The following is a 24,891-nucleotide window of genomic DNA, read 5'->3' as shown; positions in this document are numbered from 1 at the left end:
TAGATAAGGATAAATTCCTTTATCATATAGAATAACATAAGAAAAAGAAGGAGGTGACAAACATGTCAGTAAAAATTAGATTAAAAAGAATGGGATCTAAAAAGAAACCTTTTTACAGAATAGTAGTAGCAGATTCTCGTTCACCAAGAGATGGACGTTTCATAGAAGAAATAGGATACTACAATCCAGTTGTTGAGCCAAAAGTTGTTAAAATAGACTCGGAAAAAGCAGCAAAATGGATAGATAATGGTGCGAAACCTACAGAAACTGTAGCGATGTTATTAAAAAAAATTAATGTTGATGAAAAAAGAGATGAAAACAAATAAGAGGAGAAAATGATGGGTGAATTAGTTGAATACTTAGCAAAATCACTAGTAGATAATCCTGATCTCGTAAAAGTTAAAGAAGTTGAAGGTAGCCAATCGCTTATAATTGAACTTAGCGTTGCTCCGGAAGATATGGGCAAAGTTATTGGAAAACAGGGAAGGATAGCAAAAGCTATTAGAACCGTTGTAAAAGCAGCTGCTACAAAAGATAACAAACGTGTAATGGTTGAAATTATACAATAAATAGATAAAAGGATTTGATAATTAAATTTATCAAATCCTTTTATTGTTGAATTTGGATTTAAATAATGTTAAAATATGTGATAGTAACAATAAGTTTTGTTTTGCAGAATAAAGCGATGAATTCTGCTTATGCTAATTTTGTTAATAATAATTGCAAACTACTATCAAATGAGGTATTTTATGAAAGATTATATTAAGGTTGGGAAAATAGTTAATACACATGGTGTTAAAGGATGCGTTAAAGTTATTGCACTCACAGATGATGTAGATAGATTTGATGAATTGGATTATGTGTATACAGAAATAGATAATAGAAAAAGAAAAATAGAAAATGTATTTTATAGAAAAGGAATGGCTTTTATAGAATTTGAAGGTATAACCAATATGGTTGATGCTGAAAAATTTAAAGAAACGTATGTTTCAATAGAAGAATCACAGCTTAAAGACCTACCAAAAGACACTTATTATGTATTTGAATTAGAAGGACTTGATGTCTACTCAACTGAGGGTGAACTAATAGGCAAGGTTAAAGAAGTATTTCAAACAGGCGCTAATGATGTATACGAAGTTATAAGCAAAGCTAAAACATACTATATACCAGCTATTAAGGATGTAGTTAAAGAAATAAATATTGAAGAAAAGAAAATAGTAATTAATATTATAGAAGGATTATTGGAATGAAAATAGATATTATAACGCTTTTCCCGGAATTGATAGATACCTATGCACATAATGGTATTATAGGCAGAGCTGCGGAAAATAGTTTACTAAGTATAAATTATGTAAACCTAAGAGACTTTTCTGAAGATAAGCATAAGCGTGTTGATGACTATCCTTATGGCGGTGGACCAGGAATGTTACTTAAACCTGAGCCTTTATATAATGCGTTAAGGTATATTAAGAAAGATAACAGTTATGTAATTTATCTTTCGCCAAAGGGTAATGTGTTTAATCAACAAAAGGCTAAGGAATATACTAAATATGAGCATATTATATTTATTGTTGGACACTATGAGGGAATAGATCAAAGAATTATTGATATGTTTGTAGACGAAGAAGTATCTATAGGAGATTATGTACTTACAAGTGGAGAACTTCCAGCATTAATTATTGCAGATGCAGTTGGAAGGCTTATTCCTGGAGTTTTAGGTTCAGAAGAGTCTATCGTAGAAGAATCTCATAGTTCAGAATTATTAGAATATCCACAGTATACAAGACCTGAGGAATTTATGGGTCATAAGGTTCCAGAGATAATCTTATCTGGTAATCATCAAAAGATAAAAGCATGGAGAGAATTGAAATCCGTAGAGCTTACATTGGAAAGAAGAAAAGACAAGCTAAGTAACATAAGCCAAATAGATATAGATAAAAGATGCGAAAAGCTTAATAAAATAATAAATCGAAAATAGTAATTAAATATTTATATCATATTATAAACCTTTCAAAATATATTAATAAAATATATTGACGTGGAGTAAACTCCATGAGTTATTATATAAGAGGAGGTAGAAAAGAATGAACATTAATTACGATAAATATATAAAAGTAGAAAATGATATTTACAAAGGTGTTGAAAAAATATCAGTACCATCAAGTACTGATATTGGTAATGAACAGCTGGATAAAGGATTAGACTGGTTATGCGAAAATACAGATAAACTTTTGGATTTTGGATGTGGTTCTGGAAGTATGCTGTTTAGCTGTGCTTTGCGTGGAGTGAAAGAGTTGATCGGAATTGATATGTCTGATGAAGGAATAAAGCTATGTAATAATCGTGCAAAGCTTATGAAGCTTGGGAGTTACAAATTTATTCAGGGTACTGTAAATGAGCTTAATTTAATTGAAGATAATTCTATAGATGGTGCAATTCTTTCCAATGTTATTGATAATATTGCTCCAAATGATTCTATGGAAGTTTTAAAGCAAATAAGAAGAATAGTAAAAAAGAGTGGCAAAATACTAATAAAGCTTAACCCATATATAAAAGAAGATCAGATAAAGGAATATAACATAAAAACTATTGAAGGTAATCTTTTAGATGATGGACTTCTATTATGGAATCAAACTACTGAAGAGTGGAGAACGTTACTATTACAATATTTCAATGAAAAAGAATATGTTGATGTGTATTTTAAAGAGTATGACCAATATAATAGAATGTTTTTGATGATTAATGAATAGAGGTTTAATTATGGAAGAATATTGGAACAAAGAGTGGAGCAATAATAAAATAGATGAGTATATAAAATATATAAGACCTGACTTTACACCGAGATTCTTTGAGATTTTTTCTAAATATAATATAAAAAACGTATGCGATGCAGCATGCGGTTTTGGTACATATAGCATCATGCTAAATAACAGAGGATTTGAAGTATCAGGATTTGATATAGCAGAAAACTCGGTAAATTTGACTAAAAATATGTTGAAGCATTTTAAACTTCCAAACGACGATTATAAAACGTGTAGCATTACTGATATCAGTTTTAAAGATGAAGCCTTTGATGCAGTAGTTGCACATGCTGTTATAGACCATTTAAGCAAAAAAAGTGCATGTACAGCCCTAAATGAACTTTATAGGATAACCAAACAGGGCGGACTTATATATTTGTCATTTGATTGTCTTGAAGAGGATGATTTGAATTTAGCTCATGAAATATTAGAGGATGGTTCTTTTTTATATACAGATAAAAGTAGAGACGGATTGTTGTTTAATCATTACACCAATGAAGATATAGAAAAATTATTGCTAGGTAAACAGCAAATATATTTTAATACAACAAAGCGTGGAGATAGAGAGGTTATATTAAAAAAATAATTAAATAGGGGTAGGAAATATGGGTATAATCAAATATATGCTTGATAAACTTGGTATTTATATTTTGCTAGCAATGGCATTTGTTCTTTGCTTGATTTTATTATATTATTTAAGCTATAAGCTAATTTACAAAAAGTTAATTAAAGGCAACAAAAAGCTTAACTTTATAAAAACTTTTTATATTATCATACTAATTAGCTATTTGTTATTTATTATCTTTAATACTTGCTTTAAATATATACCTGGAATGCATAGAAGCATGAATTTAGTACCATTTATGTCATATAGACAAGCAATGTTTGATTTTTCGAATATTGGTATGAGTCAGCTTATATTTAATATTATTTTGTTTATTCCGATTGGTTTTTTATTACCAATTTGCAATTATAGATTTGAAAAATGGTATAAAACTATAATAATAGGCTTGAGTTTAACGATACTAATAGAAACAACTCAATTAATATTTAATGGTGGAGTTTTTGATGTTGATGATATCATCAATAATGTTTTAGGTACAATTTTAGGATATAGCTTAATAACAACAATATTATCAGTTGTTAAAAAGGATAAAAGAAATGTAGGCTATATTTTAAATCATATTTGGCCAATTATTACTACAATATTAATATTTGTTGGACTTTATACAAATTATAATACTAGAGATTATGGAAATACTTGTAGACCTACATTAAATCAAAATGTAGAAGATGTAGATTTTGATTTAAATATAAAACTAAAAGATTTAAATTATGAAATGCCAATGTATTATCCAAAATCTTATACTAAAAAAGAAGCCTTTGAATTTGTCCATAATATATATTCATATTTTTATAAAGAAGATTTTGAAATAGAAGTTATTGATTATGATACTGAAATGATATATAGGGTTAATGGTGGTTATATTAATTTTGATAGACTTGACGGTACATTCCTTTTTTCTCAATACAAACTACACGATAAAAATTCAATAGTATATACGTGTACAAACAGTGAATTGTTAAACGTATTTGAAAAGCTAGATATTTTCATACCAAAAGAATTAGAATTTGAAGAAATAGAAAATAAAATATTATTTGGAGAATTAAAACTATACAAAAGTGGTAATAATTATATAAATGGTGATATAAAGATAGAGTATTATAAAGATGGTGCAATTAATAAAATCAACTATAATTTAGTTAAATACAAAAAAGGCGCAATGAAAAAATTAATTAGTGAATATGATGCATATATCAAGCTTATAAATGGTAAATTTATAAATTATGTAAATACTGAAAAGGCAACTAATATCCAAATATTAGGCGTAGAAATAACCTATATTGTTGATACAAAAGGATTTTTACAACCAGTGTATAAATTTAATTGTAAAATTGACAATTATAATAAAAAAATATATATTGAAGCTATAAAATAGTTATTATAATATTATGCATATTTTTTAAAAAATTGTTGCATTATTAATTTTAGTATGGTATACTCTCTAAGAAGTATACGGCGGTCCTCTGCGGATAAATTTGTAAGAACGCTAATTTGAATGGAGGTATACATGATGGACTTAATAAGATCTATTGAACAAGAACAATTAAAATCTGAAATCCAAGAATTTAACGTAGGTGATACTATAAAAGTACACTGTAGAATTAAAGAAGGTACAAGAGAAAGAATTCAGATATTTGAAGGAACTGTTATTAAGAGACAAGGTGGAAGTAATAGGGAGACATTCACAGTAAGAAAAATAGCTTACGGTGTAGGTGTTGAAAGAACATTCCCAATCCATTCACCAAAGATTGAAAAAATCGAAGTAACAAGAAAAGGTAAAATTAGACGTGCTAGATTGTTCTATCTTAGAGAGAGAACAGGTAAAGCTGCTAAAGTTAAAGAAAAAACTAATTATTAAGAAAATTATCGAGAGTAATGCTCTCGGTTTTTTTTATTTGCAAAGGAGATAGCAATGAATTCACTTACACAAAAACTAACAAAAATTTTAAAGTTGAATTTATCAAATAAATTCACATCAGTATCATATGCGATTATGAAAGATGGGAATATGCTTGCTGCTGATACAATTGGAACAAATGGTAGTAATAAAAATAATAATTCAACAATTAATGATACATATAATGTTGCTTCTGTTTCTAAAATATTTTGTTCATTGGCAGCAATGAAGCTTGTTGAATTAGGCAAGCTTGACTTAGACAAACCTATATATAAATATTTGCCTAAATTCAAAATGCTAGATGAAAGATATAAAAAAATTACTACAAGACATTGTCTTAGTCACAGTAGTGGATTACCTGGAACTCAGTGGAAAGGTTTTTCAGTAACTGATGTAACAGAAGATAATTATTATGAAACAGTATATGATTATATGGCAAAAAACTATTTAAAAGCTGAACCTGGTGAATATTCTGTATATTGCAATGATGGCTTTACAATGGCTGAAATTGTAATTTCTGAAATTAGTGGTATGCGTTATTCAAAATTTGTTGAAAAATACATAACTAAACCAATTGATGCAAAGACTACTCAAACATCAGATTTATTAACGGGTGAAAATACATTAACAAAAGAAAAGAAAAAGCCATATGAATTATTGTATATACAAGGTGCTGCAGGATTTACTACAAGTATGACTGATTTATGCAAGTTAGGTGATTTAATATTAAATCCAAATGGAATATTAAAAAAAGAGAGCATAGATGAAATGGCTAAACCTCATGGTATAACATTTTTAGATGCTGATACTTCTACATGTGGTTATGGTTTAGGATGGGACAATGTAAATTTAAATGATATGGATTATGACCTTGGCGAAGGAGTTATGCAAAAGGGTGGTAATAGTTTTCAATTTACAACACAATTCATAGTTATACCAAAATATAATGCTGTATTGGCTATTTCTGAGACACATGATTGTGAAATTGATGTATTAGAAACAATTCTAAGATTATTTGCAACAGCAATGCTTGAGGAAGGAATTAATATATATAAAAAACACAGTCCTATACCAAAAGACATAATAAAAAAATATGAAGGTACTTATCTAGTTCCAAGTGGTATTTATAATGTACAAATGTATGGTGCAATAATGAATATAACTCATGATACAACAAGAGGAAAAAGTACTGGTGTATTCAAAAATTTAAAATACAATGGTAAAACTTTTGAAGGATTGAAAAATCAAGAATTATACTTTACAGAATTCAATGATGAAGCATACTTAATGGTTAATTATAGAGAAAAAAATATTCCACTTGCGCAAAAAGCAAAACCGAAAAAGCCTATAACTAAAAAGTGGGAAAATAGAATATCCAAGCAATATGTTTGCATAACAACTACGCCTTATGATTTAGTAACACATGAGATTATGACAGGGTTTAAAATAGAAAAGTTAAAAGATATAGAAGGTATCTTAATAGCAAGTTTTGTTGGTCGTGAGGATGCTGATATATATGGTGTTTTTGAGTCTTCATTTATACCTATGGATGATAATACTGGAACAGGATTTATAAATACACCTTGTAATGGAAGTCGTGATTTTGTAACATTGTGCTTTAAATCAATCGAAGGTATTGAATATTGTGATGCATCTTCATATACATATATAGATGTAGAATCATTACCAAAATATGAAGGTCAAGGATTTCATCAAAATAAAAAAACAAATAAGGTATATAAAATTCAAAATGAACTTACTACTTTACCTCAAATACCAAATGGTAGACGTATTTTGGTACTTAAAAACGATTTGTCTGTAGATTATGACTCACTTTATGAAAATGAATACAGACCTGTTAATGATGGATTTATTTCATTTATATAATTAAATTGTTAGATAATAAATTAGCATAAAATACCATTATATAACATATTGACATATAAAAGTTTTTATGGTAATTATAGTAAAATCACTATGTTTTGTTATAACGTTAATTTCATCATAAAAACGTGAAAGGAAGTATAGATATGAATAAAATACGACCCGATTGTTAAAACCAAGCCTACTGGCATATAAGACCTCCGCCATTATTTGATTATTTATAATTATTTCTATAAACAATCAAATTTAGGAGAATAAAATGAAAAGAAAAATTAATTATTATAAAAACATATATTTTATGTATGCTATATCATTTTTTGATGGATTGATTTTAGCATATGTTATTGAGCGTTTATTTTGGGCTGAAAGAGGAATGAATGTTACAATGGTTGTAGCTACAGAAATTATTTATGCTATAACTACAATTGTTTTAGAAGTTCCATCAGGAGTATTAGCAGATAAATTTGGCAGGAAAAAGCTTTTGCTAATAGGAGCATTTCTTTCTTTACTTGAAATGACGATAATTTATTATGCTCACAGTTTTTTTGCATTTGGATTTGCTGTTTTTTTAGCTGGTATTAATAACGCATTTAGAAGTGGTGCAAAGGAAGCTTTGATTTATGATTCTTTACAAGAAGCAAAAAAAGAAGCTGGATTTGAAGGTGTATATGGCAGAGTAAATGCCATTGATACAATAGGGGCTACAATTGCAGCACTTAGTGGCGGTGTTTTAGCATATTACTTTGGACTTGAGATTAACTATGTTGTTTCAATTTTTAGTAAAGCTATTGCTTTTATTTTAGTAATCTTTATAAAAGAGCCATCGAGAAAAATTCTTGAAATTGATAATAATAACACATCATTTAAAATTTATATAAAAGAAGGTATTAAGTTTTTTAAAAACAACAAAGTAATATTTAATTATTGTATGATTGGGTGCTTTTTAAGCGCTTGTTGGAGCTATATAGATGAATTTTGGCAATTATTAGCTGTTCAAATCAATGTTCCCATTTTTTTATTTGGTGTAATATCAATAAGCTATTCTGTTTTTACTGTACCTGGTAATTTACTAGCTGATAAGCTTAAAAAGATTATATCGTATTCTAAATTTTTTAAGCTTACACCATTTGTATTTGCATTAGGTTTTATTTTAATAGGTATTTCTAAAAGCTATTGGATGTTTACTCCGTTAATGTTTCTTGGAATATGGAATGGAATTTTAACACCTCTGCTAGAAGGCTGTATTCATCATAATACAGACAGTAGTATTAGAGCGACAGTGGAATCTTTGTTATCGTTACTAATGAGACTATTTGCTATAGGAGTAGGGCTATTGTTTAGTATATTTGCAAATAAAAATATATTATTAGGCTATTTATCATTAGGAGTATTATGCTTAATCTATGGATTGCAAAATTTAGTATTTAAAAGAAAAATACGTTAATTGGAGATGTGTGTAGATGAGAACAGAAAAAGAAATGTTTGATTTAATTTTAGATACAGCAAAACAAGATGAACGTATTCGTGCTGTTGTTATGAATGGTTCAAGAGCCAATCAAAGGAAATAGAATAGATTTATGCATAACTACAATTGATAATTATGATGATGAAGGTGAACCAACTGTAGCTCTTTTAGATAAAGATGGTATTTTACCTAAGTTTCCAGAGCCTACGGGTGATGTATATAATATAAAATGTCCAACTCAAAAGCAGTTTGATGATTGCTGTAATGAGTTTTGGTGGCTAAATCCATATGTAGCAAAGGGTTTATGGAGAGATGAATTGTCATATGTTAAAAAACATATGGATGTATATTTGAGAGATGAATTTGTAAAAATGCTTGGATGGTATGTTGGTACTAAAATTAATTTTAGGGTTAGCATTGGCAAAATGGGTAAATATCTAAAAAATTATCTTTCAAAGGAAGAATGGGAGAGATTTAAAAAGACATATCCAAGTTGCAAAGCAGAAAATATATGGAACTCATTGTTTATTATGGATAATTTGTTTAGAGACGTAGCACAAGAAGTAGCTAAGTACTTTAATTTTAATTACCCAATTGATGATGATAATCGAGTAACTACATATTTAAATCATGTAAGAAAATTACCAGAAGATGCAACAAAAATATATTAAATATAAAGGCATGGATTTTTTCCATGTCTTATTCTATCCTAAGTCGCATAATTATTATTTATGTTATTTATTACAATTTGATTTAAATATAGTATAAATATTTAATAATAGTAAATAAATAATTACAAAAATGTTGACAAATTATTTTTTGTGTGGTAGTTTTATACAAAAAGCTACTAGATTTTGATTTGTCCCGAATGGGGCTTTTTTTTCGACAGAAAGATAGAGGTGTTAAATGAATATAAACTGGTATCCTGGTCATATGAAAAAGACTATGGATTTATTAAGAGACAATTTGAAGTTAGTTGACTTGGTTATTGAAGTAATTGACGCAAGAATTCCATATAGCAGCAAAAACCCAGATTTTGAAAAGCTGTTTGTAAATAAAAAAAGAGTATTAGTAATTAACAAGTATGATTTAGCTAATCCAAATATGAATAAGAAATGGGAAGAGTATTATAAATCACAAGGGTATTACACTGTTTTATATAATTCTACTGACAATAAGGAACTAAAAAAAATTGAAGCTACAATTGGGGAAGCTACATTAGAGATAGTAGAAAGATATAGAAAAAAAGGTATCCAAAATAAAGTAATAAAAACTATGATTGTTGGAATTCCCAACGCTGGTAAATCTACACTTATCAATTCAATAGCTAAGAAGAAAAGCACAAAGACAGGCAATATGCCTGGTGTAACAAAAGGTAAGCAATGGATTAGATTGCCTAAAAACATTGATTTATTGGACACACCTGGTATATTATGGCCTAAATTCATTAGCGATACCACTGCACTTAATTTAGCCTTTACAGGTGCTATAAAAGAAGAAATTCTTCAAATAGAAGAAATAGCATACAGCTTTATAGAAATTATCGCAAAGATAGATAAAAAAGCCTTGGCGAACAGATATGGAATAGAAGTATCAGAAGTAACGATAGAAAATATGGATAACATAGCAAGAAAAAGGGGTTGTATACTTAACAAAAATGAAATTGACTATCCAAGAGTAAGTAGAATGGTTCTTGATGAATTTCAAAATGGTAAATTAGGTAGAATTTCGCTTGAAAGACCTGAGGATGTAAAAAACTTTGAATTAGATGCTAAAATTAAAGCGAAGGAAAGAGCGGAGAAGAAAGCAAACGTAGAGGCTAAGAAAAATGCTAAAAATAGAAAATAAGCTACATGTTGAAGGCTATGAGCATATAGCTTGTATTGATGAAGTAGGTAGAGGGTGTTTAGCGGGCAGTGTTGTAACTTGCGCAATAGTTATGCCAAAAGGTTTATTAATTGAAGGTGTTAATGATTCTAAAAAATTAACACCTAAAAAAAGAGATAAGCTTTACGATGAAATACTTGCACAATGTATAGCTGTTGGAATAGGTGAAATCAGTTATGATATAATTGATGAAATAAATATTAAAAATGCAACTAAAATGGCAATGCTACAGGCTGTTGATAATTTAAAAACCAATGATGGACAAAAACTTGTACCTAACCATTTGTTGATAGATGCTGAAAAACTTGATACTTCTATTCCTCAAACAAATGTAATAAAAGGTGATGCAACTTGTCACGGCATTGCAGCAGCATCTATTATAGCAAAAGTTACAAGAGATAGACAAATGGTAGAGTTAGATAAAATCTATCCAGAATACAATTTTAAAAGCAACAAAGGTTATGGAACAAAGGATCACATTCAAGCATTGCTTAAATATGGTCCTATACAAATACACAGAAGAACTTTTCTTAAAAAAATATTAGACAAAAATGAACAAATAACATTGTTTTAATAAAAAAACTAATAGTACAAGCATTGGATGTAAAGAAGGGTTAATATGTATAAGGAAAATAAGGGGTATCAATTTGAAATTGTTGCACAAAAATATCTAAAGGCACATGGATATGTTATTTTAGAAGTAAACTTTATGTGCAGATTTGGGGAAATAGACATAATAGCATTAAAAGATAATGTATTAATATTTGTAGAAGTTAAAGCAAGAAAAAATACCGATTTTGGTTATCCAAGGGAATACGTTACCCAAGCTAAAATAAGAAAAATTATTAGTACAGCAAAGTATTTTTTATTGAAAAAACAATACGATAATGTAAACTGTAGATTTGATGTTATTGAAATTATATATGATAGAAAAACAATAAATCATTTAGAAAATGTGTTTGAAGTATAATATTTTTTTTATTTTGATATTTCACACCTTCATAGTTCCATTTAGCATTACTATAACATATATTGAGATATAAATAGTATATGGAGGGTTTTGTAATGGAAGAAAAACTGCAGAGTGAGAAATATCTTACCTATGATCAAATGAATATAATAATTGCTGTTCAGAAAATGTGGTTTAAACTTGCAATTTTGGTAAGGGAATATATAAGAGCCTCAATTTATGATACACGAAATCTAAAAGCAGTTACTAATAATTTACTTGATTTACCATCTGAAGCTTATAATATATTTAGTATATTTTATGGTACTGAAATTGCACAAAATGTATATAATTTATTTTCAGATTTTATTAAATCTACAATGGGAGTAATAGAAGCTATGAAGTTTGGTGATAAGGTGTTAACAAATTCAAGAATAATTAAATGGTACCAAGACGCAGATGAACTATCATCATTTCTAGCAAGGATCAATATATATTGGGATGAAGATCAATGGAAATATTTTCTATATCAATATATTAAAATAAAAACAGATGAAATTAAGGCAGTAGTAGACGAAAATGATGAAGTAGAAATGGAACTATTTGATATGGTTGAAAATATTAATTTTTTAATGGCAAATTATATGGGAAGAGGACTTATTTCATCTAGTTTACAACAGATTCCAAACTAATTATTCAATAACATAATTGAACTAAAACTTCGGTAGTACAGAAAATATTATGTAAACCTCCATTGTTGGGAAAATAAAGAAGATGATGAAGGTTTTTTATTGACGATATTTCCTATAATACTGAAATAAATAACTCAAACACTAATAAATTAAGTATTAAATAAGATTTGTGTAAAATAATTCCAATTATTTATTCATATCTATTGAAATATATAAATAAATAATATATAATACAGTGAAAAACGTTATTTGGATTATTGTACCGTTGGAGGTTGCTATGTTATCAAAAGTAAAAACATGTGTATTGCATGGATTAAATGGATGTTTAATAGACGTAGAAACAGACCTATCAAGTGGATTGCCTTCATTTAATATAGTAGGATTAGCCGACACATCTATAAAAGAATCAAAAGAAAGAGTTAGGTCATCTATAAAAAACAGTAATTTTAAATTTCCTGTTAGTAAAATAACTATCAATCTTGCACCAGCAAATATAAGAAAAGAGGGTAGTCAAATTGATTTACCCATTGCAGTTGGAATTTTAATAGCAAGTAAAGTTATAGAAAATATTGTAGATGAGAATACTTGCTTCATAGGAGAATTATCATTAGATGGAAAGATTACGAAAATTGATGGAGCATTACCTCTTGTTATAAGCATGAGAAATAATAATGTAAAAAAAGTTATTATACCTATTGAAAACAAAGAAGAATGTGGAGTAATCGACAATATCGACATAATACCAATAGACAATTTGAAAGAATTAGTAAAGTATTTCAATAATGAAATTGAAATAAAACCGTACATATCTACATATAACAATTCATCATCAAATTTCAAATACGAAATAGATTTTTCAGAAATTAAAGGACAAGCTGCACTAAAAAGAGCTGTTGAAATATCAGCAGCGGGTGGTCATAATCTACTTATGTTAGGCCCTCCAGGTTCAGGTAAAACAATGATTGCAAAAAGAATCCCTACAATTTTACCAGACTTGTCATTTGAAGAATCACTTGAAGTAACTAAAATTTATAGCATATCAGGTGGACTTAATGAAAGTGGATTAATAACAAAAAGACCATTTAGAAGTCCTCATCATACAATTTCAAGAGCAGCTTTAGCTGGAGGAGGCAAGATGGCTGGTCCAGGGGAAGTTTCATTATCTCACTATGGTGTTTTATTTCTAGATGAAATGCCTGAATTTCCAAAAAGTGTTCTAGAAGTATTAAGACAACCAATGGAAGATGGCACAATATCAATTTCAAGAGCAAATGGTTCATATACTTATCCAGCAAAGTTTATGTTAATTTCTAGCATGAACCCATGTCCATGTGGTTTTTTAGGTGATCCTGTACATGAGTGCACATGTACGCAAGCACAAATAAATAACTATTTAGGAAAAATTTCAGGACCGCTTCTAGATCGTATGGATATACAAATAGAGGTAACACCTGTATATTATGATGATTTAAACAATAAATCAATAGAAGAAACATCAGAGCAAATTAAAACAAGAGTTATAAAAGCTAGAAATATTCAATCCAAAAGATATAAATCGTTAAAAATTTTCACTAACTCGGAATTATCATCAAGACAAGTGACAAAATATTGCAAAATTGATAGTACATCAGAAGAATTGTTAAAAAACGCATTTGAAACTTTAGGTTTAAGTGCAAGAGCATACAATAAAATTCTAAAGGTATCAAGAACTATTGCAGATTTGGAAGGAATGGACAATATTAACCAAACACATATTGCAGAAGCGATACAATACAGAACACTTGATAGAAAATATTGGAGGTAATAATGAGTTTTGAAGCTTATGAAGATATAAATGATAATAAATTGGTTATTTCATGGTTAAACTCACAAAACGGAATATCAACTAAAACAATTGAAAAATTATTAGAATATTTTGAAACTCCAATCAACATTTGGGATAATTTATTTGAAGAAAAAAATAATTTAAAATTTCTGAGAAGTAATATACTAGAAGAACTAATGAAAAAGAAAGTAAATTATAAAGAAAAACTTATTGAAAGATTAAATAATGAAAAAGTTAGTATAATAACATTACTTGATGAGGAATATCCTATAAAACTAACTAATATTATAAATCCACCAAGCATATTGTATTGCAAAGGTGATATAAGGTGCCTTAATAATTTATCAATAGCAATTGTTGGTTCAAGAAAAGCAACTGAATATGGAAAATGGTGTGCTAATAAATTTTCAAAAGAGTTAAGTAATTTAGGAGTGACAATAATAAGTGGACTTGCGTACGGAATTGATACTATATCACATAAATCTACATTAAAAAATAATGGAAAAACAATTGGAGTAATTGGTAGTGGTATAAATATCGTATATCCACTGAAAAATAGAGAATTATATGAAGAAATTGAGGCGAAAGGAAGTCTCATAGTAACAGAATATCCATTTGACAGAGAACCAATTGCAGCTAATTTCCCAAATAGGAATAGAATTATTAGCGGGCTAAGCAGTGGAATTTTGGTTATCGAAGCACAAGATAGAAGTGGAACACTCATAACAGCAACACATGCTGCAGAACAAGGAAAAGATGTATTTGCTGTTCCCGGTAACATAAATAGTATATTTAGCGTTGGAACTAATAAACTTATAAAAGATGGAGCAAAATTAGTTATGAGCGTTGAAGATATAATTGAAGAAATAAGAGAGTTAAGAGATATAAATAGAGATAAAGCAATACGAAGTATAGATTATAATAGCCTAAATGAAGTAGAAAAGCAAATTATAGCCTTGTTGGAAAAAGGTTCAATGGATATTGATAGTTTTTGTTGCAATATTAACAATCCTACAAGCGAAATATTAAGTAATTTAACCATTTTAGAAATGAAAGATATAGTAGTTCAAACAAGTTCTAAAAAATTTATGCTTGCAAATTAATTAAATATAGTGTATACATAATATGCAGAATAGGAGATAATTATGGAAAAAAAATTAGTAATTGTTGAATCACCAGCAAAAGCTAAAACTATAGGGAAATTTTTAGGTAGCACTTATACAGTAAAAGCGTCTGTTGGGCATGTTAGAGACCTTCCAAAATCAAAACTTGGAATTGATATAGAAAACAATTTTGAACCTAACTATATTACTATAAGAGGCAAAGGTGATGTAATTAAAGAATTAAAAAAGGAAGCAAAAAAGGCTAAAAAAGTATTACTGGCAACTGACCCTGACCGTGAGGGAGAAGCAATATCATGGCATTTAGCAAATATTTTAAAATTAGATGCAGATAGTGCAATTAGGATAGAGTTTAATGAGATTACTAAAGATGCTATAAAAAAAGCAGTTAAAAATCCTCGAAAAATCAATACAGATATTGTCGATGCACAACAGGCTCGACGTGTTTTAGATAGATTAGTTGGATATAATATTAGTCCATTATTGTGGAGAAAAATAGAAAAAGGGCTTAGTGCTGGTCGTGTACAGTCTGTTGCATTAAAACTTATTTGTGATAAAGAAAGAGAAATAAGTGACTTTGTTTCTGAAGAATATTGGACATTAGATATAGAATTAATAGAAAAAAGGAAAAAGATTTTAGCTAAATATTATGGGAAAATACAAGAAAATGGTAAAATAATCAAATCTAAATTAAACAACGAAGAAGAGACTAATGCTGTTATAAGTACAACTGATAAAGAGGTTTTAAAAGTATATAAAGTAGATAAAAAAAGAACACTTAAAAAGCCTTATGCACCATTTACTACAAGTAGTTTGCAGCAAGAAGCTAATAAAAAGCTTAATTTTTCTTCTAAAAAAACTATGAGAGTGGCTCAGCAGTTATATGAAGGTATTACTTTAAAAGGTGAAGGTAGTGTAGGTTTAGTAACTTACATAAGAACTGACTCATATAGAATTTCAAATGAAGCTCAAGAAAATGTAAAAGAATATATTACTTCTAATTATGGTGATAAATATTATAAGCATAATACTTTTAGTAAAAAAAACAAAGTAGAAGCACAAGATGCACACGAAGCAATTAGACCGACTTCTATTATGAGAAGTCCTAATAATATAAAAGATTCATTATCTCCAGAACAATTTAAGTTGTATAACTTAATATGGAGAAGGTTTGTTGCATCACAAATGACTGAAGCTGAATACGATGTTACAACTATAACTTTTAATAGCAACGATAACATCTACAAAGCAAGTGGAAGTATCATGAACTTTGATGGATTTAAAATGATATATACTTATAGTGATGGTACAAAGGATGTAACATTGCCTAATATAAATGAAGGTGATGAAATAAAAATCAATAACGTTCTACCTGAAAAGCATTATACCAATCCACCAGCGAGATATACAGAAGCATCCTTAATTAAAATTATGGAGGTTTTAGGAATTGGAAGACCAAGTACCTATGCCCCTACAATCATAACTATAACAAACAGAGAATATGTAGTAAAAGAAAATAAATATCTTATGCCAACTGAAATGGGAATTTTAGTAGATGAAATGGTTGTTAAGTATTTTAATAATATAATTAACGATAAATTTACTGCAGAGCTTGAAAACAAACTAGATTTGGTAGCTAATGGGAAAGTGGAATGGCGTAAAATAATAAGTGATTTCTATGATGAATTTATAGTTTCAATGGATGTAGCAGATAAGGAAATTGAAAAAGTAGAAATAAAGGATGAAGTAAGTACAGAAAAATGTGAAAAATGTGGTGAATTTATGGTTGTTAAAAAAGGCAGATTTGGAAAATTCCTAGCTTGCCCAAATTATCCGGAATGTAAAAACACTAAACCAATTAATCATAATGACGTTGCTGAAGAAACTGATATAGTATGTGAGCTATGTGGAGCAAAAATGCTAAAAAGAAAAGGGCGATTTGGTGAGTTCTTAGCATGTTCAAACTACCCATCATGTAAAAATACTAAACAAATTTTACAAAAGATAGATGTTAAATGTCCAAGATGCGGTAAAGATTTAGTTGTTAAATACACAAAAAAAGGTAGAAGATTTTTTGGATGCAGTGGTTATCCAGATTGTGATTATATTTCTTGGTATGAGCCAACAAATGAAATATGTGATGTATGCGGCAATATGAAAGTTAAGAAGAACAATGAAATTATATGCTTGAAATGTGAAAAATCTAAATAAATGATAAAATACCATAGTATATTTTAAAAATATTTAATATGAATAAATTAGATATATATGGTAATACTTGAAATAGATATAGTGTTATTGATATGTTTAATGTTTTTAATAATTAATTTACATTATTTTTAAAAAAAATCTTGCTATGAAAAATTTAGTATGTTATAATACCAAGGTACTATGCACAGTGTCCGATTTGCGAGAGTTGTGCTCATATATATGAGTCTTGAGTAAAGTATGACGATGCTGGATGAAAAACAAAAGGAGGAAATAAAAAATGGCAATAGTAAGCATGAAAAAATTACTTGAAGCTGGTGTTCACTTCGGTCACCAAACTAGAAGATGGAACCCTAAAATGGCTGAGTATATTTTTACAGAAAGAAACGGAATTTATATTATCGATTTACAAAAAACAAGTGATAAGGTTGATGAAGCATACCGCTTTATTAAAGATGTAGTAGCTAATGGTGAAGAAGTTTTATTCGTTGGAACTAAAAAGCAAGCTCAAGAGTCAATTAAAACAGAAGCTTTAAGATGTGGAATGCACTTTGTAAGTCAAAGATGGTTAGGTGGTATGTTAACAAACTACAAAACTATTAAAAAAAGAATTGATAAACTTAATGAATTGAAAAAGATGGAAGAAGATGGAACATTCAATCTTTTAACTAAAAAAGAAGTTATTAAGTTAAAACATCAAGCTGAAAGATTAGAGAAATTCTTAGGTGGCATTAAAAATATGGGTAAAGTTCCTGGAGCTATATACATAGTTGACCCTAGAAAAGAAAAAATCGCTGTTCAAGAAGCTCATATATTAGGAATTCCAGTAGTAGCTATAGTTGATACTAACTGTGATCCAGATGAAATTGATTTAGTAATTCCTGGTAATGATGATGCTATCAGAGCCGTTAAATTATTAACTTCAACAATTGCTGATGCTGTAATCGAAGGAAAACAAGGTGAGCAATTAGTTGATACTACTGAAGAAGAAAAAGTTGTTACTGAAGAAGAACAAGAAAAAATTGCAGAGTAGTAAATAAATATAAGAAATTAACTAAAAGTAAGGATTAAGGGTTTGCTCCTTATTTCCTTACTTTTTTTAAAATAAGGAGGAAATTAAATGGCAGATATAACTGCATCAATGGTAAAAGAATTAAGAGAAGCTACTAATGCTGGTATGATGAATTGTAAAAAAGCATTAAAAGAAACAAACGGTGATATGGAAAAAGCAATTGACTTTTTAAGAGAAAAAGGTCTTGCACAAGCCGCTAAAAAATCAGGTAGAATTGCTGCTGAAGGTTTAACAGCTTTTGCAATAAGTCAAGACGGTAAAAAGGGTGTTGTAGTAGAAGTAAATTCCGAGACAGATTTTGTTGCTAAAAATGAAGATTTTAAAGGATTTATAAACACAACAGCTAAAATATTGGTTAATGGTGACTATAAGGACATTGAAGAATTAAAAAATGCTAAATATGATGGAGAAGATAAAACAGTACAAGAAGTATTAACATCTAAAATAGCTACAATCGGCGAAAATATGACATTAAGAAGATTTGATAAAGTTGAAGTAACAAATGGTGCAGTTGTAGGTTACGTACACGGTGCTGGTAAAATTTCAGTTATCGTTGGTTTAGAATCAGAAGCTAGCAAAGAAGAGTTAGAAGTATTAGGTAAAGATTTAGCAATGCAAGTAGCTGCTATGAATCCTAAATATATAACAAAAGACGATGTGGATCAAGAATACTTAGCTCACGAAAGAGAAGTATTAATGGCTCAAGCATTAAATGAAGGAAAACCTCAAGCTATAGTTGAAAAAATGGTTGAAGGAAGACTTAACAAAGAATTAAAAGAAGTTTGCTTAGTTGAACAACCATTTGTAAAAGATAGTGATTTAACAGTTAAAAAACTTATCGAAAATGTTGGTAAAGAAATAGGAAAATCTATTAAACTTAGTGGAGTTCAAAGATTTGAAGTAGGCGAAGGCTTAGAAAAAAAATCTGAAAATTTTGCAGAAGAAGTTGCTAAACAAATAAATATGTAATATTATATAATGGAGAACTATTATTTGGTTCTCCATTAGTTAAAATAAGAACAATAAGGAGGCAAAATGGACTGTAAATACAATAGAGTATTATTAAAGATTAGTGGTGAAGCTTTATCTGGCGGTATAGGACATGGAATTGATGAAAAAACAATTATGTCTATAGCAAAAGTAGTTAAAACAGTTAATGACCTTGGTGTTCAAGTAGCTATTGTAGTTGGTGGCGGTAATTTTTGGCGTGGTGCATCCGCAAAAGATATGGATAGAACAACATCAGATTATATGGGAATGCTAGGTACTATAATAAATGGTTTAGCATTGCAAACACACCTTGAAAAAATTGGTGTAGTAGCAGTTGCACAAACTTCAATTGAAATGAAACAGGTTGCAGAACCATATATAAGACGTAAAGCTGTGAAACATTTAGAAACTTCAAAAGTAGTAATATTTGCAGGTGGAACTGGTAACCCTTATTTTTCAACGGATACTACTGCTGCACTAAGAGCAGCAGAAATAAATGCTGATATTATATTACTTGCAAAAAACGGTGTAGACGGTGTATATTCTGCAGACCCTAAGAAAATTAAAGATGCAGTAAAATATGACAACTTAACATACATAGATGTACTTAATAAAGGGTTGAAAATTATGGATTCTACAGCTACATCATTATGTATGGATAATAAAATACCAATACTAGTTTTTGGTATAGAAGATCCACAAAATATTGAACGTATTATTCATGGCGAAAATATAGGAACTATTATTAAGGAGGTATAAAATGTATAAACAAGAATTAATTAATCGTGAAGAACAAATGAAAAAATCAGTTGATCATTTAAAGGAAGAGCTTGGAACAATCAGAGCTGGAAAAGCCAGTCCAAAACTTGTAGACAGAATACAAGTTAGTTATTATGGTTCTATGACTCCGCTTAATCAAATTGCAAATATTTCTGTTCCAGAACCAAGATGCTTAATCATCCAACCATGGGATGCATCAAGTATAAAAGAAATTGAAAAAGCAATCATGAGTTCAGATTTGGGAATCAACCCTTCAAACGATGGAAAGATTATTAGATTAATGATTCCTCAATTAACAGAAGAAAGAAGAAAAGACCTGCTTAAATTAGTAAAAAAAGAAACAGAAAACGGAAAAATTGCATTAAGAAATATCAGAAGAGATGTAATAGATGTTTTCAAAAAATTAGAAAAAAGAAGTGAATTAACAAAAGATGACTTAAAAAAAGCTGAAGAGGATGCTCAAAAGCTTACAGACAAATATACTAAATTTATTGACGAAATTTACAAATCTAAAGAAAAAGAGATATTAGAGGTATAGAATGGATAACTTAACAGGTTCTCCTTTAAGCGAAACTTTAAAATTTCTTCAAGAAAAAAGTAATAAAATCATTAAAATAGTTAAGTTAAAAGGTACTAATTCAAAATTTAATAATCTAAGCAATCCTTACGTTATTAAAAACCTAGAAAGCAGTGACTATATAACATTATATGTGACATATTACTAAATCATCTAATACAGGCTTAATTATTGATTAAGTCTGTATTAGTGCATTTTTTTTGATATTTAAATACAATTAGTACAAGAGGTAGCTATGAATTTAAAAGATGAAATATTGGAAGGTATTGTTCCACAACATGTTGCTATAATAATGGATGGCAATAGAAGATGGGCTAAGACAAGAAAATTACCAACGGCTATGGGACATAGAGAAGGCGTTAAAAGAATAATGGAAATTGTTGAATCTTCCATTAATATAGGAGTAAAAGCTTTAACGGTATATGCCTTTTCAACTGAAAATTGGGGTAGAGATAAAGTAGAAGTAGATTGTCTAATGAATCTACTATTGGAATTTTTAAAAAAAGAATTAGATAGAATCCATAAAAATAATATCAAAATTAGTTTGATAGGAAACATTGAAGACCTTCCTTTCGATATTAAAATAGAAGTACAAAAGGCTTTAGAAAAGACTAAATATAATAATAGATTCAACCTTAACATTGCATTGAGTTATGGTTCAAGAGATGAAATAATTAAAGCAGTAAAAAAGGTTATAAATGACGTTGAAAATAATAAAATTAATATAGATGATTTAAATGAAAAAAAATTCAAAGATTACTTGTATACAAAAGATTTTGATGATCCCGATTTTTTAATTAGAACAAGTGGAGAAATTAGACTTAGCAACTTTTTATTATATCAATTAGCTTATACAGAATTTTATTTTACAGATATATTTTGGCCTGATTTCAAAGAAAATGAATACTATGAATCAATATTAGAATATCAAAAAAGAAGTAGAAGATTTGGTAAAAAATAGGTGGTGTATTATGAAAAAAAGAATAATCACAGGTATTGTAGGGGGTTTAATAATTGCATTAGTAACATATATTGGTGGATTATTATTTGATGCTGTTTATTTATTGATAGCAGCAATTGGTGTTCATGAATTATCAAAATTGTTTAGAAATAATGAAAAATTTCCATATGAAGCTTCAATAAACTATTTACTTATTTTAACATTGTATTTGGTTGGTTACTTTGTAGAATTTAGTTCATTTAATTTTATTATTTTGATATACGTTTTAGCAAACTTTATTTTTTATGTTACTAATAAAGATATTACATTAACTAGATTGGCTAATACATTATTCGTTGGTTTATACGTAGTAATGTTTATGTATTATATGATTAAATTGAACAATACACCATACGTTTGGCTTGTATATTTGATTTCTTTTGGAACAGATACATTTGCTTATTTTACAGGAGTGTTTATTGGCAAACATAAATTGTGCCCTAATATAAGTCCTAAAAAAACTATAGAAGGTGCAATAGGTGGTATAATAGGTTCTACTATACTTTGTATAATATTTTTTGAAATTTTAGGAATAAAAAACTTATTGCCTATTATAATATTTAATGTATTCGCTTCAATACTTTCTATGTTTGGAGATTTACTTGCATCTAAAATTAAACGTGAGCACTCAGTAAAAGATTTTGGTAATTTCTTGCCAGGTCATGGTGGAATATTAGACAGATTTGATAGTGTGTTGTTTGTTGCACCAGTAGTTTATTATTTTGTAACATATTTTATTTAATGGAGGATATAATTTGGTAACTTTTATTGCAACAATATTTGTATTTTCACTAGTTATACTTATTCACGAATTTGGTCACTATAAGGTAGCACAAAGCGTAGGGATAAAAATTGAAGAATTTGCAATTGGTATGGGACCCATAATATATAAAAAAATTAAAAACGAAACCGTTTATTCTATACGATTACTTCCAATTGGAGGTTTTGTTAGGATGGAAGGTGAAGAAGAAGATGTTCAGTCAAGTACAAGTTATAATTGTAAAACTGTATGGCAAAGATTTAAAGTTATTGCAGCTGGTCCAATAATGAATTTTGTTCTTGCCATAATTATATTTATAATCATATCTTTCGGTTTCGGAGTATTAGGAAACACAGTAAATCAAATGGATGAAAATTCAGAGATTTATAAAGCTGGGATTAGACCTAATGATAAAATTGTATCAATAAATGGCGATAAGGTTTATATATGGGATGAAATCATATATGATTTATTGGAAAAAACATCTGAAAACCTTGAAACACCATTGGATATTAAAGTTGAAAGAGATAAAGAAACTTTAGATTTTAGAGTAAACCAATATACAAGAAATATAATTGGTATCTATTCTAAAAGCGAACAATTTGAAACATCAATCGTTGAGACAAAAGACAAACAATCACCTGCATATAAAGCTGGAATTAGAACAAATGACGAAATAATAAAAATTAACAATATAGACATATCTAACTTTGAAGATATAAGATTAGCGATTAACGCTTTAAATGAAGATAAATTGAATATTACTGTAAAAAGGGATGGACAGGAGTTAAAATTTGAAGTTGTACCTAAAAAAGTAGCGCAGCTTGGATTTAATACACATGTTGAGAAATCGTTTATAACAACGGTAGCTTCATCATTTTACAAGACAGGATATTATATAAGATTAATGTTTGAATTTATTGGAAATTTATTTGGAGGACACGTAAAAGAGGGTTCAGTTGGTGGACCTATTCAAATAGTTAGTATGATAGGTGAAACTTCAAAACTAGGTATTTATCCATTGCTTAATTTGGTTGCTTTACTAAGTATTAATTTAGGTTTTTTTAATTTATTACCAATTCCCGCACTTGATGGTAGCAAATTGGTGTTTTTGATAATTGAAAAGATAAGAGGAAAGAAAATTCCTATAGAAAAAGAAGGTTTTGTACATTTTGTAGGCTTTGTACTATTGATAACACTTATGATATTTGTAACTTACAAGGATGTAGTAAGATTATTTTAGTAATAGCTATAAAATAGGAGATAATATTATGACTAAAGTAATAAACTGTGGAAATCTAAAAATAGGTGGAAACAATAAAATAACTGTACAATCGATGTTGAATTTTAATTTAAGCAATAATATAAATCAAGCAATTGATCAAGTTAAACTGCTTGAAGCAAATGGTTGCGATATTATAAGAGCTTCTATTGACTCAGAAGAAGATGCTAAGGCTATAAAGACATTAAAAAAATACACCAATATGCCAATTATTGCAGATATTCAATTCGATTATAAAATGGCATTGTATGCTGTAGAAAATGGTATTGATGCAATAAGAATCAATCCATGTTATATTGGTTCAGAAGATAATGTAAAAAAAGTTATAGAAGCATGTAAAGATAAAAATATACCAATTAGAGTTGGAGTAAATTCTGGCTCTGTAAAAAAAGAGTTTTTAGACAAATACAACGGTGTAAATCAATTTTCTTTAGTTGAAAGTGCATTAGAACAGGTAAAACTCGTAGAAAAATATAATTATGATAATATCGTAATATCAATAAAAGCAACTAATGTAAAATTGACATATGATGCAAATATTGAGCTTAAAAAACGCACTGATTATCCAATACATTTAGGTATTACCGAATCTGGTTCAGATGAAGATGGAATTATTAAAACTTCAATGGGACTAGGTTCACTTATCCTATTGGGTATAGGTGACACAATTAGAGTTTCACTAACTGAGGACCCTGTAAGAGAAGTAATAATAGGAAGAAAGATATTGCAGTATTTAGGTTTGCGACCATATGGGATAGACGTTATTTCTTGCCCAACATGTGGAAGAACAAAAGTAGACTTAATAAATATTGTAAAAGATGTAAAAAAAGCTGTTGCACCAATCAAAAAAGACATAAAAATAGCCATAATGGGATGCGCAGTTAATGGCCCGGGCGAAGCAAGAGAAGCAGACATAGGTTTTGCATCTGGCAATGGAGAAGCGTTACTATTCAAAAAGGGCGAAATTATTAGAAAAGTTAATGAAGAAGAAATAATTAAAGTATTATTAGAAGAAATAGAAAAAATTAATTAAAATAAAAGCTGTATTATACAGCTTTTTTATATTATAATAGATT

26 protein-coding genes and 1 pseudogene are annotated in these 24,891 nt (G+C 28.5%); all 27 read left to right on the top strand.

What is annotated here, in order from left to right; translation table 11 throughout:
* Window positions 1–62 precede the first annotated feature (62 nt).
* The 27 genes and pseudogenes from rpsP to ispG all read left to right on the top strand — a co-directional run bounded on the left by rpsP (window position 63) and on the right by ispG (window position 24,848).
* Window positions 63–326, top strand: a complete 264-nt coding sequence (rpsP, locus tag JYG23_RS03720) for a 30S ribosomal protein S16 (protein WP_207237173.1) — start codon at window positions 63–65, stop codon at window positions 324–326.
* 12 nt (window positions 327–338) lie between these two features.
* Window positions 339–569, top strand: a complete 231-nt coding sequence (locus JYG23_RS03715) for a KH domain-containing protein (RefSeq protein ID WP_207237941.1) — start codon at window positions 339–341, stop codon at window positions 567–569.
* A 180-nt stretch (window positions 570–749) separates the two neighbouring features.
* Window positions 750–1,250 (top strand): ribosome maturation factor RimM, encoded by a 501-nt coding sequence (gene rimM, locus JYG23_RS03710; RefSeq protein ID WP_207237172.1) that lies wholly within the window; start codon window positions 750–752, stop codon window positions 1,248–1,250.
* A complete protein-coding gene (gene trmD / locus JYG23_RS03705) occupies window positions 1,247–1,978 on the top strand; it encodes a tRNA (guanosine(37)-N1)-methyltransferase TrmD (RefSeq protein ID WP_207237171.1) in 732 nt (243 codons plus the stop codon). Before rimM ends, trmD begins: the two co-directional genes overlap by 4 nt.
* 106 nt (window positions 1,979–2,084) lie before the next feature.
* Window positions 2,085–2,750 (top strand): class I SAM-dependent methyltransferase, encoded by a 666-nt coding sequence (locus JYG23_RS03700; RefSeq protein WP_207237170.1) that lies wholly within the window; start codon window positions 2,085–2,087, stop codon window positions 2,748–2,750.
* Between the two features lie 10 nt (window positions 2,751–2,760).
* Window positions 2,761–3,387 carry a bifunctional 2-polyprenyl-6-hydroxyphenol methylase/3-demethylubiquinol 3-O-methyltransferase UbiG gene (locus tag JYG23_RS03695; protein WP_207237169.1) on the top strand — a complete coding sequence of 209 codons (627 nt, stop codon included), beginning with the start codon at window positions 2,761–2,763 and terminating at the stop codon, window positions 3,385–3,387.
* A gap of 19 nt (window positions 3,388–3,406) precedes the next feature.
* Window positions 3,407–4,801 (top strand): VanZ family protein, encoded by a 1,395-nt coding sequence (locus JYG23_RS03690; protein WP_207237168.1) that lies wholly within the window; start codon window positions 3,407–3,409, stop codon window positions 4,799–4,801.
* Between the two features lie 132 nt (window positions 4,802–4,933).
* Window positions 4,934–5,284: a 50S ribosomal protein L19 gene (rplS, locus tag JYG23_RS03685; RefSeq protein ID WP_207237167.1), complete on the top strand. Its 351-nt coding sequence runs from the start codon at window positions 4,934–4,936 to the stop codon at window positions 5,282–5,284.
* A gap of 54 nt (window positions 5,285–5,338) precedes the next feature.
* A complete protein-coding gene (locus JYG23_RS03680; RefSeq protein ID WP_207237165.1) occupies window positions 5,339–7,210 on the top strand; it encodes a serine hydrolase in 1,872 nt (623 codons plus the stop codon).
* A 256-nt stretch (window positions 7,211–7,466) separates the two neighbouring features.
* On the top strand, window positions 7,467–8,651 hold the full coding sequence (locus tag JYG23_RS03675; protein ID WP_207237164.1) for an MFS transporter: 1,185 nt from the start codon (window positions 7,467–7,469) through the stop codon (window positions 8,649–8,651).
* Window positions 8,652–8,667: 16 nt separating this feature from the next.
* Window positions 8,668–9,343: pseudogene (locus tag JYG23_RS03670) on the top strand (aminoglycoside 6-adenylyltransferase).
* A gap of 235 nt (window positions 9,344–9,578) precedes the next feature.
* Window positions 9,579–10,520, top strand: coding sequence for a ribosome biogenesis GTPase YlqF (gene ylqF / locus JYG23_RS03665; RefSeq protein WP_207237162.1), 942 nt, complete (start codon window positions 9,579–9,581; stop codon window positions 10,518–10,520).
* Entirely contained in the window at window positions 10,501–11,133 is a 633-nt protein-coding gene (locus tag JYG23_RS03660; protein WP_207237161.1) for a ribonuclease HII, read from the top strand. The genes ylqF and JYG23_RS03660 overlap by 20 nt, the downstream gene beginning before the upstream one ends.
* Window positions 11,134–11,178: 45 nt before the next feature.
* Entirely contained in the window at window positions 11,179–11,529 is a 351-nt protein-coding gene (locus JYG23_RS03655) for a YraN family protein (protein WP_207237160.1), read from the top strand.
* 95 nt (window positions 11,530–11,624) lie between these two features.
* The gene (locus JYG23_RS03650) at window positions 11,625–12,200 is read left to right on the top strand and encodes a hypothetical protein (protein WP_207237159.1); all 576 of its coding nucleotides are present in this window, start codon (window positions 11,625–11,627) and stop codon (window positions 12,198–12,200) included.
* Between the two features lie 277 nt (window positions 12,201–12,477).
* Window positions 12,478–14,004, top strand: a complete 1,527-nt coding sequence (locus JYG23_RS03645; RefSeq protein ID WP_207237158.1) for a YifB family Mg chelatase-like AAA ATPase — start codon at window positions 12,478–12,480, stop codon at window positions 14,002–14,004.
* Between the two features lie 2 nt (window positions 14,005–14,006).
* Window positions 14,007–15,128 (top strand): DNA-processing protein DprA, encoded by a 1,122-nt coding sequence (gene dprA / locus JYG23_RS03640; RefSeq protein WP_207237157.1) that lies wholly within the window; start codon window positions 14,007–14,009, stop codon window positions 15,126–15,128.
* 42 nt (window positions 15,129–15,170) lie between these two features.
* Complete coding sequence (gene topA / locus JYG23_RS03635; RefSeq protein ID WP_207237156.1) at window positions 15,171–17,357, top strand: type I DNA topoisomerase; 2,187 nt, start codon at window positions 15,171–15,173, stop codon at window positions 17,355–17,357.
* A gap of 277 nt (window positions 17,358–17,634) precedes the next feature.
* Window positions 17,635–18,387: a 30S ribosomal protein S2 gene (gene rpsB, locus JYG23_RS03630; protein ID WP_207237155.1), complete on the top strand. Its 753-nt coding sequence runs from the start codon at window positions 17,635–17,637 to the stop codon at window positions 18,385–18,387.
* Between the two features lie 87 nt (window positions 18,388–18,474).
* Window positions 18,475–19,395, top strand: coding sequence for a translation elongation factor Ts (tsf, locus tag JYG23_RS03625; protein WP_207237154.1), 921 nt, complete (start codon window positions 18,475–18,477; stop codon window positions 19,393–19,395).
* A 66-nt stretch (window positions 19,396–19,461) separates the two neighbouring features.
* Entirely contained in the window at window positions 19,462–20,175 is a 714-nt protein-coding gene (gene pyrH / locus JYG23_RS03620) for a UMP kinase (protein WP_207237153.1), read from the top strand.
* Window position 20,176: 1 nt separating this feature from the next.
* Entirely contained in the window at window positions 20,177–20,734 is a 558-nt protein-coding gene (frr, locus tag JYG23_RS03615) for a ribosome recycling factor (RefSeq protein WP_207237152.1), read from the top strand.
* A gap of 1 nt (window position 20,735) precedes the next feature.
* The gene (locus JYG23_RS03610; protein ID WP_207237151.1) at window positions 20,736–20,921 is read left to right on the top strand and encodes a hypothetical protein; all 186 of its coding nucleotides are present in this window, start codon (window positions 20,736–20,738) and stop codon (window positions 20,919–20,921) included.
* 87 nt (window positions 20,922–21,008) lie between these two features.
* On the top strand, window positions 21,009–21,734 hold the full coding sequence (locus JYG23_RS03605; protein ID WP_207237150.1) for an isoprenyl transferase: 726 nt from the start codon (window positions 21,009–21,011) through the stop codon (window positions 21,732–21,734).
* 10 nt (window positions 21,735–21,744) lie between these two features.
* Window positions 21,745–22,515, top strand: a complete 771-nt coding sequence (locus tag JYG23_RS03600; RefSeq protein WP_207237148.1) for a phosphatidate cytidylyltransferase — start codon at window positions 21,745–21,747, stop codon at window positions 22,513–22,515.
* Between the two features lie 13 nt (window positions 22,516–22,528).
* The gene (gene rseP, locus JYG23_RS03595; protein ID WP_207237146.1) at window positions 22,529–23,776 is read left to right on the top strand and encodes an RIP metalloprotease RseP; all 1,248 of its coding nucleotides are present in this window, start codon (window positions 22,529–22,531) and stop codon (window positions 23,774–23,776) included.
* 28 nt (window positions 23,777–23,804) lie between these two features.
* Window positions 23,805–24,848: a flavodoxin-dependent (E)-4-hydroxy-3-methylbut-2-enyl-diphosphate synthase gene (gene ispG, locus JYG23_RS03590; protein WP_207237144.1), complete on the top strand. Its 1,044-nt coding sequence runs from the start codon at window positions 23,805–23,807 to the stop codon at window positions 24,846–24,848.
* Window positions 24,849–24,891: the final 43 nt, after the last annotated feature.

Source organism: Sedimentibacter sp. zth1 (assembly GCF_017352195.1).
Classification (GTDB): domain Bacteria; phylum Bacillota; class Clostridia; order Tissierellales; family Sedimentibacteraceae; genus UBA1535.
The sequence above is the reverse complement of the archived record's forward strand: the minus strand, read 5'-3'. Positions and strand labels throughout refer to the sequence as shown.

Excerpts from the sequence above, each read along its gene's own strand:
- dprA (WP_207237157.1), top strand. The coding sequence starts at position 14,007 with ATGAGTTTTGAAGCTTATGAAGATATAAATGATAATAAATTGGTTATT.
- JYG23_RS03610 (WP_207237151.1), top strand. The coding sequence starts at position 20,736 with ATGGATAACTTAACAGGTTCTCCTTTAAGCGAAACTTTAAAATTTCTT.
- JYG23_RS03650 (WP_207237159.1), top strand. The coding sequence starts at position 11,625 with ATGGAAGAAAAACTGCAGAGTGAGAAATATCTTACCTATGATCAAATG.
- JYG23_RS03660 (WP_207237161.1), top strand. The coding sequence starts at position 10,501 with ATGCTAAAAATAGAAAATAAGCTACATGTTGAAGGCTATGAGCATATA.
- pyrH (WP_207237153.1), top strand. The coding sequence starts at position 19,462 with ATGGACTGTAAATACAATAGAGTATTATTAAAGATTAGTGGTGAAGCT.
- topA (WP_207237156.1), top strand. The coding sequence starts at position 15,171 with ATGGAAAAAAAATTAGTAATTGTTGAATCACCAGCAAAAGCTAAAACT.
- ylqF (WP_207237162.1), top strand. The coding sequence starts at position 9,579 with ATGAATATAAACTGGTATCCTGGTCATATGAAAAAGACTATGGATTTA.
- JYG23_RS03675 (WP_207237164.1), top strand. The coding sequence starts at position 7,467 with ATGAAAAGAAAAATTAATTATTATAAAAACATATATTTTATGTATGCT.
- JYG23_RS03680 (WP_207237165.1), top strand. The coding sequence starts at position 5,339 with ATGAATTCACTTACACAAAAACTAACAAAAATTTTAAAGTTGAATTTA.
- rimM (WP_207237172.1), top strand. The coding sequence starts at position 750 with ATGAAAGATTATATTAAGGTTGGGAAAATAGTTAATACACATGGTGTT.
- JYG23_RS03700 (WP_207237170.1), top strand. The coding sequence starts at position 2,085 with ATGAACATTAATTACGATAAATATATAAAAGTAGAAAATGATATTTAC.
- JYG23_RS03655 (WP_207237160.1), top strand. The coding sequence starts at position 11,179 with ATGTATAAGGAAAATAAGGGGTATCAATTTGAAATTGTTGCACAAAAA.
- trmD (WP_207237171.1), top strand. The coding sequence starts at position 1,247 with ATGAAAATAGATATTATAACGCTTTTCCCGGAATTGATAGATACCTAT.
- rpsB (WP_207237155.1), top strand. The coding sequence starts at position 17,635 with ATGGCAATAGTAAGCATGAAAAAATTACTTGAAGCTGGTGTTCACTTC.
- frr (WP_207237152.1), top strand. The coding sequence starts at position 20,177 with ATGTATAAACAAGAATTAATTAATCGTGAAGAACAAATGAAAAAATCA.
- rplS (WP_207237167.1), top strand. The coding sequence starts at position 4,934 with ATGATGGACTTAATAAGATCTATTGAACAAGAACAATTAAAATCTGAA.
- JYG23_RS03645 (WP_207237158.1), top strand. The coding sequence starts at position 12,478 with ATGTTATCAAAAGTAAAAACATGTGTATTGCATGGATTAAATGGATGT.
- JYG23_RS03695 (WP_207237169.1), top strand. The coding sequence starts at position 2,761 with ATGGAAGAATATTGGAACAAAGAGTGGAGCAATAATAAAATAGATGAG.
- JYG23_RS03605 (WP_207237150.1), top strand. The coding sequence starts at position 21,009 with ATGAATTTAAAAGATGAAATATTGGAAGGTATTGTTCCACAACATGTT.
- JYG23_RS03715 (WP_207237941.1), top strand. The coding sequence starts at position 339 with ATGGGTGAATTAGTTGAATACTTAGCAAAATCACTAGTAGATAATCCT.
- rpsP (WP_207237173.1), top strand. The coding sequence starts at position 63 with ATGTCAGTAAAAATTAGATTAAAAAGAATGGGATCTAAAAAGAAACCT.
- tsf (WP_207237154.1), top strand. The coding sequence starts at position 18,475 with ATGGCAGATATAACTGCATCAATGGTAAAAGAATTAAGAGAAGCTACT.
- ispG (WP_207237144.1), top strand. The coding sequence starts at position 23,805 with ATGACTAAAGTAATAAACTGTGGAAATCTAAAAATAGGTGGAAACAAT.
- JYG23_RS03600 (WP_207237148.1), top strand. The coding sequence starts at position 21,745 with ATGAAAAAAAGAATAATCACAGGTATTGTAGGGGGTTTAATAATTGCA.
- JYG23_RS03690 (WP_207237168.1), top strand. The coding sequence starts at position 3,407 with ATGGGTATAATCAAATATATGCTTGATAAACTTGGTATTTATATTTTG.